Annotated in this window: 14 protein-coding genes and 1 tRNA gene; 1 reads left to right on the top strand and 14 read right to left on the bottom strand. The window is 39.1% G+C overall.

The annotated features are described in order from the left end of the window. Positions 1-5: 5 nt before the first annotated feature. Positions 6-1,013: a response regulator gene (locus P9M13_01040; GenBank protein ID MDP8261872.1), complete on the bottom strand. Its 1,008-nt coding sequence runs from the start codon at positions 1,011-1,013 to the stop codon at positions 6-8. 333 nt (positions 1,014-1,346) lie between these two features. Here P9M13_01040 and P9M13_01035 point away from each other — a divergent pair, with 333 nt between their 5' ends. Beyond that, a complete protein-coding gene (locus tag P9M13_01035; GenBank protein MDP8261871.1) occupies positions 1,347-2,126 on the top strand; it encodes a hypothetical protein in 780 nt (259 codons plus the stop codon). Positions 2,127-2,335: 209 nt separating this feature from the next. Here P9M13_01035 and P9M13_01030 read toward each other — a convergent pair whose 3' ends face one another. From P9M13_01030 to recO, 13 genes are all read right to left on the bottom strand, one after another. Beyond that, positions 2,336-2,725 carry a hypothetical protein gene (locus P9M13_01030; protein MDP8261870.1) on the bottom strand — a complete coding sequence of 130 codons (390 nt, stop codon included), beginning with the start codon at positions 2,723-2,725 and terminating at the stop codon, positions 2,336-2,338. 555 nt (positions 2,726-3,280) lie between these two features. Continuing rightward, on the bottom strand, positions 3,281-3,919 hold the full coding sequence (locus P9M13_01025; GenBank protein MDP8261869.1) for a tetratricopeptide repeat protein: 639 nt from the start codon (positions 3,917-3,919) through the stop codon (positions 3,281-3,283). A 1-nt stretch (position 3,920) separates the two neighbouring features. Then, a complete protein-coding gene (locus tag P9M13_01020) occupies positions 3,921-4,577 on the bottom strand; it encodes a histidinol phosphate phosphatase domain-containing protein (protein ID MDP8261868.1) in 657 nt (218 codons plus the stop codon). Positions 4,578-4,697: 120 nt separating this feature from the next. Then, positions 4,698-4,771: transfer RNA gene (locus P9M13_01015), tRNA-Arg, on the bottom strand. Positions 4,772-4,878: 107 nt separating this feature from the next. Beyond that, on the bottom strand, positions 4,879-5,157 hold the full coding sequence (locus P9M13_01010) for a DUF262 domain-containing protein (GenBank protein MDP8261867.1): 279 nt from the start codon (positions 5,155-5,157) through the stop codon (positions 4,879-4,881). A gap of 258 nt (positions 5,158-5,415) precedes the next feature. Then, positions 5,416-6,201, bottom strand: a complete 786-nt coding sequence (locus P9M13_01005) for a PEP-CTERM sorting domain-containing protein (protein ID MDP8261866.1) — start codon at positions 6,199-6,201, stop codon at positions 5,416-5,418. 182 nt (positions 6,202-6,383) lie between these two features. Next, complete coding sequence (locus P9M13_01000) at positions 6,384-7,487, bottom strand: PEP-CTERM sorting domain-containing protein (protein ID MDP8261865.1); 1,104 nt, start codon at positions 7,485-7,487, stop codon at positions 6,384-6,386. A gap of 169 nt (positions 7,488-7,656) precedes the next feature. Next, entirely contained in the window at positions 7,657-8,424 is a 768-nt protein-coding gene (locus P9M13_00995) for a PEP-CTERM sorting domain-containing protein (protein ID MDP8261864.1), read from the bottom strand. Positions 8,425-8,940: 516 nt separating this feature from the next. Then, positions 8,941-9,468: an adenine phosphoribosyltransferase gene (locus tag P9M13_00990; protein ID MDP8261863.1), complete on the bottom strand. Its 528-nt coding sequence runs from the start codon at positions 9,466-9,468 to the stop codon at positions 8,941-8,943. A 30-nt stretch (positions 9,469-9,498) separates the two neighbouring features. Then, positions 9,499-10,350: a sigma-70 family RNA polymerase sigma factor gene (locus P9M13_00985; GenBank protein MDP8261862.1), complete on the bottom strand. Its 852-nt coding sequence runs from the start codon at positions 10,348-10,350 to the stop codon at positions 9,499-9,501. 66 nt (positions 10,351-10,416) lie between these two features. After that, positions 10,417-13,185 (bottom strand): pyruvate, phosphate dikinase, encoded by a 2,769-nt coding sequence (ppdK, locus tag P9M13_00980; GenBank protein ID MDP8261861.1) that lies wholly within the window; start codon positions 13,183-13,185, stop codon positions 10,417-10,419. Between the two features lie 169 nt (positions 13,186-13,354). Next, entirely contained in the window at positions 13,355-14,662 is a 1,308-nt protein-coding gene (locus P9M13_00975; protein MDP8261860.1) for a glycine--tRNA ligase, read from the bottom strand. Between the two features lie 78 nt (positions 14,663-14,740). Next, complete coding sequence (recO, locus tag P9M13_00970) at positions 14,741-15,550, bottom strand: DNA repair protein RecO (GenBank protein MDP8261859.1); 810 nt, start codon at positions 15,548-15,550, stop codon at positions 14,741-14,743. Positions 15,551-15,552 lie beyond the last annotated feature (2 nt).

The raw sequence follows: 15,552 nt of genomic DNA, 5'->3' as shown, positions 1-15,552 counted from the left end.
TAGAACTAGATTTTGACAGTCTTTCTATTTTCACATGTAAGAGTATACATGTTATCAACAAAAAAATCTACAAATTGTGGATCAAATTGTGTCCCTGAATTTCTTTTCAATTCACAAAGAGCACGTTCCTTAACAACACCCTTGCGATAAGGTCTATTATCCGTCATTGCATCAAATGCATCAACCACCGCGATCATCCTGGAAAACTGCGATATCTCATCCCCCTTAAGCCTATGAGGGTATCCCATTCCATCATATCGTTCCTGATGATGCAATACTACATCGATTGCGCTGTCATTAAACTCAACTTTTTTTAATATCTTATATCCTATAATCGGATGTTTTTTTACCTCATTATATTCGAATTTATCAAGTGAATCCTTCTTCCTCAAAATATCCTGCCGAATACCAAGCTTACCCAGATCATGGAGATAAGCCATCATCTTTAATTCATTAATTTTCTTATTATCTATGATATTAAAATAACTTTTTGTCATGCGTGAAAAAATATCTGACACACGCCGAGAATGACCTGATATAACTTGATCATTGTCATATATTTTTGTAAGCAGCATGTCTGCAAGTCTGTTATTTTCACGGACCACTTTCCCTATAATGCTGTGGACTCTCTGGAAAGAATTATTTTCTATACTTTTTTGCAATGCACTTTCAGCTTTATCTTTTATTTCTGTGACAGAAAATGGCTTTTCAATGACATCATGCACTCCGCTTTGCGACACATTGAGAATCACATTCTTATCTCGACATGCAGTTACAACAACACACTCTACGCGCGGAGCTATTCTTTTAATTTCTTTCAGAACATCTACACCGCTCATTTCATCCATCATCAGGTCAAGAAATACTATATCTATACTGTCAGGATTTTTCTCAAGAAAAGTAACTGCAACTGTTGGCTGGGTAAAAGTGTGCACACTAAAATCATCTTTAAGAACCCATTTAAGCGCTTCAATGCTTCCCTGTTCATCATCAATAATCATCGCTCTATACATTTTCTTCACAATAGTCTCCTTTTCTTTTCCATTTAGGGAGAATACATATAAGCATGTTTGTTGCCAAAAACAGGATAAAACGTACTTTGTTTGTATTGTAACGCTTTGCAACAACTTACAAAGATATCTTTGAGACTGTAAATACATGCAGATACTATAAATAAACTGCACACAAAACAATGTTGTAAGTAAATACTCCTCTCTGTACAAAAATGCACATTTTCCACTGTAGAAAACACTGGTAATTGAGAAGACATGTATGCTCATGTATGATTTGGGAAGACAAACAGCACCGTGCATGCTAGAATATAATTATTATTTATTCGGGGAATTATGAAAAAACTATCTCTTATCATTATTTCAATTGTTTCGTTATTGATTATCAACTCAGTAACGAACACATCATCTGCTCAGGACGAGACTGAAACAAAATCTATTTCGATAGGATTTATGGAAGCAGATAATGCGCTTACACTTGCACGTTCGCTCCTTTCCCCAAAGGGTGTTGCAGTCTTTAACCGAAGTAACAATACCGTTATCATTGTCGATTACCCAAAGAATATTACAACAATCGAAAAACTATTTAAAAATCAGCCTCGCCCAATCAATGTACGCATTGAAGTACGTTTTAGAGATAAGACTCAAAAAGATACCTCGATTTTAGGTTTTGGTGTCAGGAGCACTTCCGGCGACAGATCAGGTATACAGCATATAACAACTATTAGTGGAAGTGTCGCATACATAAATGTTGGAACAGAAGTCGCCGAACCTTACTGGTTTTATGAATATGGATATCGATACGGATATATTGTCACTGGAACAGTGTGGCGCGATGTAGGATCACGTCTTTTAGTAAAACCCGTAGTCTCGGGAAATATCGTAAAGGTATCGCTCATACCGGAAATAAGTTATTTTGACGGTAAGCGAAAACGCCGCATACAGTATAAAAACGCATCTACAACCGTTATGTGCGCAAGCGGACAATCCATTCAAATAGGCGGTGTTTCACAATCAAAAGACAGGAACGTTCGTGAATTCTGGTTTAATTTTATGCGCAACCAAAAGAATCAAAGTTTTAGCCTTGTGTTAACTCCGTATATACTAAAGAAATAATGCCCCACACAGTAAAGATAAAAACCGCATTCCTCAACGTATATTAAAGCTGGCTTTCTATATATTCTCTACGCTAAAGAATTTGTTAAGATCAATTTCTTTAACATCCTTTAATCTATCAATAGCGATAGTGAGTGCGCCCTACCGGGCGCACTCATAAAAAAAACCCCCCGATAAATCGGGGGGTTTTTGTGTTTCTTTATGTATTGTCAAAAGTTAATAAGGAGTTCTCCTCTAACTTCAATTGACTTTCCTTTCATAGATAACCTCTCATCAGTTTCATTCAAGCTTACTTTGATCGACCGTAACGACTCGATATTGATACCATCAAACTTCGAAGTATCCATAAGCGAATCAACGACTTCTTCTTTGCGGGGACTCAAGAGCTTTTCTAATTCTTCCTGAGCTGTTCTTCCCGCTGTTACAGTCGGTAAGGTTCTCTTGCTGAAACTGGATTCATTTTCGACGCGGATCTTCTTTAAAGTATCTTTGATCCCACCGTCAAGTTCTTTTAGATTTTGTACGCCGGCTATACTTACAGCGCCTGCAAAAAATACAAACATTACAGCCAGAGTACAGATAAGAGGGAATTTATCCATCTATCTCCTCCAGTTTCAAATCTCTTTTATTCAAAGAACAAATTAAATATATATAACCAAGGAATTACTTCCTTGTGTTTCACGATTTTACTTTACTTTTTATCTATACGTATCACCATGTTAATAGCTTAATGACAATATTCTTTTTTCCACCACCCTTCTTGTCTATTTAAAACTATCTATGATGTAATTTTCGGCTATTACGCCTTTTTTTAATTTAGTGTACACTACCAGAAATCCCAAAATTTGTCAATATAAAATCTATCTACCCCAAGGACTCACTACAATTGTTATTTATCTGGGTTACACTTTGAGCAGGATCGATACCCCTCATAGCGCGCACACGCATTATCCGGAAAGCTTACTACTTCCATGGGGTTTATGCGTTTGACCTCACTGCAGTGTTCATGATGATATATTTTATTCCCCTGGTCCCCAATATACTTATTATGCGTTACCAGCTGAAACACAGCGCAGCCATTCAGAAAAATAAATGAACTCACCAGACTTAATTGTATTATGCGACGTAATTGTTTGATCATAACTCAGCATTCTTTACTTACCGGATTTATTTTCTAATGTTTCTTTTACTTTATGCAATCTATACACAATATTGTTATACCATTCAGTTGTCGGATTTGATGCGAGTATTTTACTGTAAAGATTTTCTGCTTTATTAATATTCCCCATAAGTTCATAGCATAACGCAACATTAAAAGACGCCTCGTTATTCCATCCGGCCTCGGGATACTTGTCTAATACCTTTTGAAATGCATGTATCGCTTTACTGTATTCTTTCATATCGATATAGATATATCCCAGATCACATAATGCGCGTGACGCTAAGTAATTATTACTATAGTCTGCAGCAACCTGCTCATAATACTCAATCGCTTGGCTGTAATTTCCTTCATCAACTAATATGTGTGCAATGTTAATAAGTGAAGGAACATATACTCCGCTCTGAGGATATATTTTAATAATTTTCTCATAATCCTCACGTGTCTGCGCTTGTGAAAATGCAAAGGAAGCATTACTGTTCATTCTCTTCACACCGGCTTTCCTGAATGATGCCACACCAATTACAATGAGTACCACTATAAGTGCCGAGACTAATATAATCCAATGTTTCTTAATAGCGCTCCTGATAACAGAAAAAAATGAACCACGACTCACAAAAACTTTTTTTGCCATATTATTTCCTCGTTTCAATTTTTTTCACTAACCACTCAGCGTTCTGCCTCATGTTATCGAAATCTTTACTGCCCAGTCCAGCACCAAGCACAACTTTTTTAGCAAAATCAGATGTTATCAGGTCTGATGGCCCATGACTATCAGTATTTAATACGAGACGCGCTCCATACTTTTTTGCTAATTGTGCAACATGCCCATTTGTATAGCTGTGACCAGCTCTGGTTGTAATTTCAAGACATATATCTCTTGCGGCAGCTCGTTTAACATCGTCATCTGAGATCAACCCCGGATGAGCAAGGATATCAATATCGCATTCGAGTGCGGCTCTATTTGTGCCTGGTTCAACCGGCTCAACAATTGTCTGGCCATGAACAATAACCAATTGGCATCCAAATGAACGTGCACGATCAACCATTCCCGACAATAATTGTGGCGGGACATGGGTAAGTTCAACCCCGCATATAATCTTTATACCGAGCGTATCTCCCATCTCCTGACGTACTTTTAATAAAGATGTCGCCACATGCTCCAGGTTTGAGCTGTCGGCATGATCAGTAATACCGATAACGCGATACCCTATCACCTTGGCTCTCTGAGCAAGTTCCGTCGGTAGCAACACCCCATCGCTTAATAATGTGTGTGTATGTAAATCAATCATAATAATTTAAAAGGCAAAAGTTAAAAATCAAAACTATTGTCTTTATTCCTTATTTTTGCGTTTTTAGTTTTATATACTTACTTTTTACTTTTTCGTTTTTACTTTTAAATTGTACTAATTTGCCCCCGAGACGATTCGAACGTCCGGCACACGGTTTAGGAAACCGTTGCTCTATCCACCTGAGCTACGGGGGCTTGATAATCTAACTCGTTACCATTAAGCACATTACCTAAACCTACTCCCATTTTCTCCTTACCCCCAACATCTGACTGAGGCTTAAATGGGCATATCTTTCAGTGACTTACACTGATGAATGGCCCCATAACTCTGATACTGTCTTGAGATCAATCCCTGCCATTGCATATGTATGTCTCAAGTCATGGAAACGAAAGTCACTTATATTAGCTTTTTTTAACGCAGAATCAAAGCTTTTTTTGTTCATTGCTTCATTTAAATCCTCCCAAAAGTCATTCATATGTGTTTTCTTCCATGCAAAAACCCTTTGGAACTCAGGAACTTCATATCTCTTGTTGGAAAAAAGCTGCTTAAAAGTCGAGGAATCTGCTTGAATTAAAGTCATTTCTCCTACTTGTCGTTTATATATCTCATTTTATGGAATATATTATAACACTCATGAAGAAGTTGGTGCAATGGAATTAATTAAGACTAGCATGTACTCACTCCCGGACCTCCCTTCCTTATGGTCGGTCATGTCGTTCGTACTACCTGTATCTATTCTTGGCGTCAAAAACTGGGCTATAACCTATAGATAAAAGACTAGAGAGAGAAAAAGGCCCTGATATCTCTACCAGGGCCTTTATATATCTTTTGTTTTCATTTACAGCTTGCGTCTTTGTTTTCTCATCCACCCGCCAATCAATCCCAAAAGCCCTATGCCAAACAGCGCGTATGTTGACGGTTCGGGGACGGCAGAAAAGCTATCTGCGTAAACATTATCCTCCGGATCGATTGCTATGCCAATTGAACTACCCAGAATACCTCCTTTAAATGCACTAGGGCTTTCCCACCCTACATTAGTATCATATGTTTTTAAAGTTGACCAAGTATCACCGCTATTTTCTGAATATTGAGTTGCTATTGAAGTGGTACCGGCGGTATAAACTATCCTCACATGCCCACTGGTGTCACTAGTAATTGCCGTATCATGCCAATCCCCTCCTGCCGAGGTATAAATTCGTGAATCCCAATTTTTACTAAGAGTAGTTCCATCATGGGACAGTTTGAGAGTAACAGAAGCACAATCCGCATTATCCACCGGATTCGTAACATGTAATCCAAATTGAACAGACTGGTCAGCGACAGATAAACCGGGGTCTACGACATTTACTGCAAGAGTTAATGTCCAATCGTTATCATTATCACCGGTCTGGCCTTCACCATTTGTAAATTGCCATGCCGCGTTATTGAACCCAGCAGTATTTGAGTCAAAATAAACCCAATCGTTACCTGAATCGATATCTAATACTGCTCCAAATGCAATCCAACTTGTATTCCATTTGCTTTTATCTCCGTCAAAATTATCAAAACCATCGAAATTTGCAAATGCGTTCGGAATAATGCAAAGGCAGAAGAAAATAGTAATTAAAACAAATAACTTTTTCATTTAACCTCCTTCTAATTAGTTAAAAAGGATTTAAATCTTATGGGATTAGATTACTGCCGATATCTATCTTTGTCAATGAAAACTGGGCTATAACCTATAGGTAAAAGACTAGAGAGTAAAAAAAAGGCCCTGATATTTCTACCAAGGCCCTTTAATATATCTTTTTGTTTTTCACTTACAGCTTAAGGCTTACGGCTTATAGCATTTTTCCTCATCCACCCGATAATCAACCCAAAAATCCCTATACCAAAAAGTGCGTATGTTGACGGTTCAGGAACACATGTCAAATCCAAACTTGTATTACCAGCATTATAAGCTAGTGACCAATCTCCTGCTACACCTGTCTGATTATCCAATGTAAATTCACCTGCATCAAAATCCCCGGTCAGACTGGTAAAATTTGCTATGGTCCATGTCTGAAAACTAACGGGATCGCCTGTTATTTCAATAGTAAAATTCGTTGTCAAAAAGCCAAGATTTAATGCACCGCCTATACTCAATAAATCACAATCTGAATCATTAACCCCCCACGCATAATTACCGCCGTTGTTCCACCTTTGACCAGCTGAAGTCAACGTAGCAAGGTCACCTGTTCCGGGAGATATAGTACCCCCAGTATCTATTGTTACTGTTCCAACAGTCCCACCACCACCAAGCGTCCCAGTATTGTTTATCGTAGACGCACTTTCGGAATTATCATTATCAATAATAAGTGTGCCTACATCAATCGATGTTGTACCGGTGTAATAACAATTACCTGTAACTGTAAGTGTACCGTTGCCAGATTTAACTAAAGAACCTCCGGAAGCACCTATAATCTTGTTCATGCTAGTAGCACCTAAACCATCAACAGTTAGCGCATAGGCTTCGTTTATGGCATAAACAGTACCACTAAATGTTAATGAAGTTCCATTATTGGTGAAACTTTGGCTGTTTTCAAGATATACATTAGTTGCACTAATGGTATTCGTTAAACCCGCATTGTTGGTTATACCACTTATCACATTGATTCCCTCTACCCGACTACTAACATCAAAACCTGTCGAGGTAAACGTAATGGGACCATAAATGTTATTAAACAACGTATTGTTATAAGGTGTTAGACGTGTAGTCCCGGCAAAAGTCAGAGCATCGTAATTAGAGGGGGCAACGTTACTGGCCCAGTTTGCAGCGGTTGCCCAATTATTATCGGCACCACCGCCATCCCATGTGTGAGTATCGGAATAGGCTGTGAGAGATATACTCGTAAAGAAAATAGCTATAATTAAAACAAATAACTTTTTCATTCAACTTCCTTCTCATTAGTTAAAAAGGATTTAAATTTTATGGGACTAGATTACTGCCAATATCTATCTTTGTCAATGAAAACTGGGTTATAACCTATAGATAAAAGACTAGAGAGGAAAAAAAAGGCCCTGATATTTCTACCAAGGCCCTTTATATATCTTTTTGTCTCTAAGTCTTTAGTCTCTTGCTTCTCCTCATCCACCCGCCAATCAATCCCAAAAGCCCTATGCCGAAAAGTGCGTATGTTGAGGGTTCAGGGACGGCACCAACGGTAATATTGTCAATGCTTACAGTATTCGCATTCGTCGAGTCATTGCTAAAATAAATCTTCTCTAAAATTGGAACATCTAAAGCCCAAAACTCAAATTTAACGTTTTGATAAAGATTATAAATTATACCTGGTTTCGAAACTTGCACTGAATATGTCCCGTTCACCCCAACCTTGACATCTGTAATATTTATAGTATAAGTCGTACCAGCTACAGCCTCCACACCTTCACCAAGCAAATTCGTTGTTTCTGTCTCATAATCTCCCCTTGCAATAAGTGACTGAGTATCCGAGTTAAACGTGATGTAGGGCCCCTTATATCCAGCATTTGATAGAAAAAGTACGCTTCCGCATACACCGTCCAGCGGTGCCGGCCAGCTAGTAAGATTTAACTGAAATGTGATATCCTCATTAGTGTAGCCTGAAAAAGTTCTTCTGCCCAGGGTGCCTGCCGTTGTAGCCTGTCCCATTTTTGAACCGTCAACTGTTTGGCATTTAAAGTCACCAAGCGCTTCGTCCCAAGTAGTAGCCCAGCCACTGCCCCCGTTTCCAAGGTTCAAACTGTTTCCGGGAGTATAACTTTGAAAATCCTCGGTGACATAAATAGCATAACTTGTGGATATACCGGCAAAGAAAATAGCTATAATTAAAACAAATATCTTTTTCATTTAGACTCCTTTTAATTAAAGGATTTTAATTCTATGAAGCTAGACTACTGCAAGCACCTATCTCTGTCAATAAAAACTGAGCTATAACCCATACATAGGAGGGCCTAAAGCCAATTTCCTAAAAAATTATAGCAACGTGAGAGACGGCTTTCTACTCTTGACCTTACCCACCCCACCCCACGATGCGATTTTCTGGGCGGCTCAATTATAGTGGGGCGAATTTGGGGCAAAACAACAGGTAATAACAGTATAGCGACTTATAACAACTAGACATACTGATTTGTATAAGTTGTTGAGACTGAGTGTAATTAGGTCTAATTAGGAATGTTATGAATATTTATCCGAACGCATTAGGAAACCGTTGCTCTATCCACCTGAGCTACGGGGGCCCAACCAAGTAAAAAGTAAAAAATCAAAAAGTTGAAGTAATAATAATTCAAAATTAAAACAATACCTTACTTTTAACTTTTGACTTATCCCTTTTGACTTTTAAAGTTCTGACTTGTACTCAGAACTTTAATACTGTATCAAAGACCTGACATTAAATCCTTGCAACTTTTTGATACCGTTCAAGAATGTCAATTCGATCAAGAATTCAATACCTTCAATCGCCACTCCAAAATGTTCAATCAGTTTAGTCGTAGCTTCTACAGTACCACCGGTTGCCAAAAGATCATCGACCAGAATTACTTTATCATCCTGATTTAACGCATCGACATGCACCTCTAATGTATCCTGCCCATATTCGAGATCATAGGTTTCCTTATGGATTTCATGTGGTAATTTACCCGGCTTACGAACAAGAACAACACCAGCACCAAGTTTATATGCTATTGCGGAAGCAAAAATAAAACCGCGAGACTCAACACCCACAACCTTTGTTATCCCTTTACCAACATAGGGTGCAGCCATCTCATCTATTGCCATACCAAACAGATCTCCTTTATCAATCAACGTGGTAATATCCTTAAAAATAATACCTTTTTTAGGAAAATCAGGTATTTCCCGTATAGAATTTCTTAATTGTTCGAGTATTTCAACCATAACTCACCATCCTTTAAGCTACACATTATATTAATAGTCGTGAAAGTTTCTATTACTTTCCATAAGCACTTTTCTCAATTTTTTTACCGCTGATTCCTCTATTTGCCTAACTCGCTCTCTGCTTATCTCAAATTTCTTTCCAATTTCTTCGAGTGTATTTACTTTACCGTCACGTAGTCCATAACGCATATTAATAACATCAGCTTCTCGCACGGGAATTTGACTCAAGAAATCAATAACGTCTTCTCTCAGAAACACTTTTGCAACAAAATCATCAGGTGAAATAGAATCAACATCGGCAACAACATCTATAAGTTCACTTTCTCCGCTATCTCCAATAGTGGTATAGAGAGAGCTCGGCTTTTTGACGATATTTCTCATCTCTTTCACTTTTTTTATAGGGATATCAAGCTCTTTTGCAATATCCTCATCAGTCGGTTTTTTCTTGAGAGAATGAGTAAGTTCTACAATAACTTTATTGAATGTCGATAACCGTTCAACCATATACATGGGGATACGGATCGTTTTACCGAGATTTGCTAATGCACGAAAAATTGACTGTTTTATCCACCAGGTCGCATAGGTGCTAAATTTACACCCTTTAGACAAATCGTATTTATCAACAGCTCGCATTAATCCAAGATTACCTTCTGCGATCAGATCGAGAAAAGGCACACCATAATTTGCATAGCGTTTGGCTATTGATACAACCAATCTGAGATTAGCGCGAATCATATCTCTTCTGGCATTTTTGTTTCCCTTTTGAATCTTTTTTGCCAGTTTCACTTCTTCTTCACGTGATAAAAGAGGAACCTCACCAATATCTCTCAGATAAAGGTGTATCGATTCTTTGCCACTTCCTGGACTATTTTTCGGTGACATAATGACACTTTTCAGCTGGAACACACTTTAATGACATGTTCCAGCTGAACCAGTTATATTGTTAACTTACTTATCTTCTTTTATGACTGCTTGCGCTGCTGCTAAACGTGCAATTGGCACACGGAACGGTGAACAACTCACATAGTTCATTCCTGCACGATGACAAAACTCAACACTCGCAGGATCCCCACCATGTTCGCCGCATATACCAACCTTTAAATTCTTTCGTGCCTGACGGCCTTTTTCAATACCCATCTTTACGAGCTGACCAATACCTTCCTGATCTAACGTTTGAAACGGATCAGCTGCTAAAATGCCTTCATCAAGATATGCAGGCAAGAATCCGCCCATATCGTCACGGGAGAATCCAAAACCCATCTGTGTCAGGTCGTTCGTGCCGAATGAAAAGAACTCTGCGACTTCCGCAAACGTATCTGCAACGAGGCATGCACGTGGTATTTCAATCATGGTCCCAACCATATGCGGAATACTTTTCAGCTTCGTTTTCTTCAACACTTCAGCGTACACTTTTTTCACTATCGCGAACTGGTTTTTTAGCTCAGTATCAAGTGACACAACCGGTATCATTATTTCAGGAAACACTTTTTTCTTTGCCTGAAGAAGTTCGGCTGCTGCCTCAAGAATAGCGCGAATCTGCATTTCAGCTACTTCAGGAAATGTCACTCCTAAACGTACCCCTCTATGTCCCATCATCGGATTGCTTTCTTTCAGAAGTGAAGCACGATTTTTTATTTCTTCAGCGCTTACCCCAAGGCTACGCGCTAATTTCTTTATCCCGTCTTCCGTGTGAGGAACAAACTCATGGAGTGGCGGATCTAACAATCTGAAAGTAACCGGCAATCCATCCATTGCGGCAAGTGTTGCTTTTATATCTGTTTTGACATGTTTAAAAAGCTCATTAATTGCAGCTTGACGTTCTTTAACTGTTTTAGACACAATCATTTTACGTAGCATAAACAATGGTTTTTCCGAACCCTTACCGTAAAACATGTGTTCGGTCCTGAAAAGACCGATACCTTCAGCGCCAAAACCTCTCGCCTTTTTTGCATCTTCAGGTGTGTCAGCGTTTGTGCGTACTTTTAACACTCTTACGCTGTCACAGAACTTCATGATCTGCTGAAAATAAGGATTGTCTTCCGTGGTTTTTACCATAGGTAATTGCCCCATATATGCATATCCTTTTGAACCGTTTAAGCTGACCCAATCGCCCTGTTTTACCACTTTACCGCCTACAGTAAACTTCTTTGCCTTATTGTCAATATCAAGCGTACCCGCACCAACAATACAGCATTTACCCCAGCCACGTGCAACGAGTGCCGCGTGAGATGTCATACCGCCACGTGCAGTTAAAATAGCTTCTGCAGCACGCATACCTTCAACGTCTTCAGGATTTGTTTCTTCACGGACTAAAATGACTCTTTTACCTTCTTTTGCCCACTTTACCGCGTCTTGAGCAGTGAATACGACAACACCGGTTGCACCGCCAGGACCAGCAGGAAGACCTTTAACAAGGATTTTATTCTTCGCTTCTGCTTTCGGATCCAAAATAGGATGGAGTAACTCATCAAGCTGTTCAGGAGCTACACGCATAATCGCTTCACGCTGAGTAATAAGTTTTTCTTTAACCATCTCAACAGCCATTTTTACCGAGGCCATACCGTTTCTTTTACCTACACGGCACTGAAGCATCCACAAACGTCCTTCTTGAATAGTAAATTCTATATCAAGCATGTCATGATAATGCTTCTCAAGACCTTTTTGTATAGTGTCGAGTTCCTTGTAAATCTTCGGCATAGCACGTTCGAGAGATACAAGATGGTTTGAATGTTCTGTTTTACCTGATTCATTTATCGGGTTTGGTGTGCGAAGACCAGCAACAACGTCTTCCCCCTGAGCATTTGCTAACCACTCACCATAAAACACATTTTCACCGGTTGCAGGATTACGAGTAAAAGCTACACCTGTTGCGGACGTTTCACCCATATTACCAAATACCATTGCCTGCACATTTACCGCAGTACCCCACTCATCAGGGATTCCTTCGATTCTTCTGTATGCAATAGCACGTCTACCGTTCCATGACTGGAACACGGCTCTTACAGCACCCCACAATTGCTCTAAAGCATCGTCAGGAAATGATTTTTTGAGTACTTTTTTGATCTTTGCTTTATATACCGTTGTGAGTTCTTTTAGATCTTCTGCAGAAAGATCACAATCGTTTGTCACTTTACGTTTCGTTTTTATTTTATGCAATTCTGCTTCAAGTTGTTGACGAATACCGTGGCCTTCTTTTGGTTCAATACCAGCTGCCTTTTCCATAACAACGTCAGAATACATCTGAATCAATCTTCTGTATGCATCCCATACAAATCGCGGATTATTTGTTTTTGCGATAAGACCTTTGATCGTCTTTTCAGTGAGACCGACATTCAGGACTGTTTCCATCATGCCAGGCATAGAACTTCTTGCACCAGAACGTACAGACAGCAAAAGCGGATTCTTGGGATCACCAAAACCGGCACCCATCACTTTTTCTGTTTTGCGAAGATTCTTGATAACATCCTGTCTTAAAGCTTCAGGAAGTTTTCCGCCATTTTTATAATAGAACACACACATTTCAGTGCTTATCGTGAATCCTGGAGGTACAGGAATACCAATATTTACCATTTCAGCAAGATTTGCACCTTTCCCCCCAAGAGTATTTTTCATGCCACTTTTACCTTCAGCTTTATTACCGCCGAAGAAATATACATATTTACCTTTCATTGTTCCTCCTGATACTTTATTTCCCATCGTTAGCACCCCACCAGCCATAGTCACTACTCCTTCTTGTTATTAATTAATCACTCATTTACTGACATACTACCTGGCATAACATCATTGTTACTGTAAAGCAGTTGTCAAACATATATATTTTTGTCGTCTTCGACACATATTACCAAAATAGCAGATAAGCACCCGCCTGCTGTGTTGCCATTTCAAATTAAATTGAAACAGCCTTTTCAATGATGCCGATAACATCACCGATCGCATAACGTTCCTGTTTCATGCTGTCACGTTCCCTTATTGTCACCGTATTATCCTCTAAAGTCTGAGAATCTACCGTCACACAAAACGGGGTTCCTGCTTCATCCTGTCTTCTGTACCGTCTTCCAATTGAGCCGCTTACATCGTAAAAGACTTTGAATGTATTACGCATTTTATTGTAGAGATCGTATGCAATTGTATCCATCCCGTCTCGTTTCACCAGCGGCATAATTGCAGCCTTTATCGGTGCAATTTTTGGTGAAAGGCTGAGCACAACCCGTCCTTCTTCTTCACGATACGCATCGACAAGACAAGTCAGAAGTGTTCTATTCAAGCCTACTGATGTCTCTATGATATAAGGAACATACCGTTCTTTAGCCTCTTCATCAAAATAATTAATAGGCTTACCCGAATACTCCGTGTGACGTTTTAAATCAAAATCCGTTCTATTATGTATCCCCTCTAGCTCCTGCCAACCGAACGGAAACTCATATTCAACATCATATGCATCTTTAGCGTAGTGCGCTAATTCCTTTTCATGATGTTGTTTTAATCTCAGTTTCTCCGGGTTAACACCTAACTCCTTAAACCAATTAATACGTATGTCTTTCCACGTCTTAAGCCACTCGTCATCAGAGCCTGGCTTCACAAAATACTGCATTTCCATCTGCTCAAACTCACGCGTCCTAAACACAAAGTTCCCAGGAGTTATCTCGTTTCTAAAGGCCTTACCGATCTGAGCAATACCAAAAGGTATTTTTCTACGACACGCTGTCTGCACATTCATGAAATTAACATAAATACCTTGCGCAGTTTCAGGTCTTAAATAGACGATATTTGCCTCATCCTGTACCGGCCCGATAAAGGTATGAAACATAAGATTAAAGAGACGCGGTTCGGTAAGCTCTCCGCCACACTGTGGACATACATCTTCAATCTGATCTGCTCGAAATCTTTGTTTGCATTCTTTGCAGTCTACTAATGGGTCTGTGAAATTTTGGACATGTCCTGAGGCTTCCCATACACGTGGATGCATTAATATACTTGCATCGATTCCCTCAACATCATCACGTTTTAACGTCATTGATCGCCACCAAATATCAGCAATATTACGTTTAAGCTCAACGCCAAGAGGACCGTAATCCCAACAGCTGTTCAAGCCACCGTAAATTTCACTGGACTGGAATATATACCCCCGTCTCTTGCATAACGAGACGAGTTTGTCCATTATCTCAGGTGATTTATTCTCTTTTGTTTTTGTCATACAATCCATACGTACATAGAATCTCAATAGTAACCATGCACACAATGCACATGGTAAATATCGGCTCTACAAACATTTTTACATTTTTATCGTCTTTTCTAGAAAACTTAGTGATTTTAAGCTTTTTCCTACTAAAAAGTCAAGCCTGATTCTCAGAATATTTTTAATATCTACTATTTCTCTTGTTCGAGAAGAAATTGCCGTAACTTCTTCCACTGAACACTGTGAAAGATACAGCAAAGTCTGGAGCGTAGTGAGGGGATATTTTCGTCCCCTATTATGGACAGATTTGCACTTTTTGCATATGACGCCGCCTTGAACGGTCGATAGATATATTTCTGTTTTAGTATTATGAGGATGTAATTCTGTTCTATTGGCAGACGAAATAAGATCCCGAGGAACATTTTTCCCGCATTCTACACACTTCTGACATTCAAACATATGGCCATGAGCTTTGAGCATCTTCACTTCAAGGGCTATAACATATAACTCGGGATTGTCGCTTTCTGAAAAGGTGTTAATGTAAGCAATGCATTCAGTAAAAAAATCACGTGACCCGCCTTCGTCTGATTCAAAGAGGACCTCTATAAGTTCCAAGACATACATATAATAGGCAAATTTCACCAGATCCGTGCGCACTTTTGGGTACTGATCAATGATGGTTGCTTCAGAAAGCGTGAGTAGTTCTTTATCACTTTTATAATAAAATACTAATCGAATATAGGTCCCCGGTTCTGTAACCGCTTGAGTATTGCTTTTTTTACTCTTAGCGCCTTTTGCCATAACCTTGATCTTGCCATAATCTTTCGTAAAAATTACCGCTATTTTGCTCGTTTCGGAGTAGTCATATGTTTTTAACACTATGCCTTCGGTATGGACAATACTCATTA

Origin of the sequence: Candidatus Ancaeobacter aquaticus (assembly GCA_030765405.1) — a bacterium.
GTDB classification, from domain to species: domain Bacteria; phylum Auribacterota; class Ancaeobacteria; order Ancaeobacterales; family Ancaeobacteraceae; genus Ancaeobacter; species Ancaeobacter aquaticus.
Note: the sequence above shows the minus strand (reverse complement) of the source record. Positions and strands in the feature narration are given on the sequence as shown.

Bases quoted from the DNA above. Each gene is read 5' to 3' on its own strand.
- P9M13_01025 (MDP8261869.1), bottom strand. From the start codon at position 3,919: ATGGCAAAAAAAGTTTTTGTGAGTCGTGGTTCATTTTTTTCTGTTATC.
- P9M13_01010 (MDP8261867.1), bottom strand. From the start codon at position 5,157: ATGACTTTAATTCAAGCAGATTCCTCGACTTTTAAGCAGCTTTTTTCC.
- P9M13_00995 (MDP8261864.1), bottom strand. From the start codon at position 8,424: ATGAAAAAGATATTTGTTTTAATTATAGCTATTTTCTTTGCCGGTATA.
- P9M13_01035 (MDP8261871.1), top strand. From the start codon at position 1,347: ATGAAAAAACTATCTCTTATCATTATTTCAATTGTTTCGTTATTGATT.
- ppdK (MDP8261861.1), bottom strand. From the start codon at position 13,185: ATGGCTGGTGGGGTGCTAACGATGGGAAATAAAGTATCAGGAGGAACA.
- P9M13_01030 (MDP8261870.1), bottom strand. From the start codon at position 2,725: ATGGATAAATTCCCTCTTATCTGTACTCTGGCTGTAATGTTTGTATTT.
- P9M13_00990 (MDP8261863.1), bottom strand. From the start codon at position 9,468: ATGGTTGAAATACTCGAACAATTAAGAAATTCTATACGGGAAATACCT.
- P9M13_00985 (MDP8261862.1), bottom strand. From the start codon at position 10,350: ATGTCACCGAAAAATAGTCCAGGAAGTGGCAAAGAATCGATACACCTT.
- P9M13_01040 (MDP8261872.1), bottom strand. From the start codon at position 1,013: ATGTATAGAGCGATGATTATTGATGATGAACAGGGAAGCATTGAAGCG.
- P9M13_00975 (MDP8261860.1), bottom strand. From the start codon at position 14,662: ATGACAAAAACAAAAGAGAATAAATCACCTGAGATAATGGACAAACTC.
- recO (MDP8261859.1), bottom strand. From the start codon at position 15,550: ATGAGTATTGTCCATACCGAAGGCATAGTGTTAAAAACATATGACTAC.
- P9M13_01005 (MDP8261866.1), bottom strand. From the start codon at position 6,201: ATGAAAAAGTTATTTGTTTTAATTACTATTTTCTTCTGCCTTTGCATT.
- P9M13_01000 (MDP8261865.1), bottom strand. From the start codon at position 7,487: ATGAAAAAGTTATTTGTTTTAATTATAGCTATTTTCTTTACGAGTATA.
- P9M13_01020 (MDP8261868.1), bottom strand. From the start codon at position 4,577: ATGATTGATTTACATACACACACATTATTAAGCGATGGGGTGTTGCTA.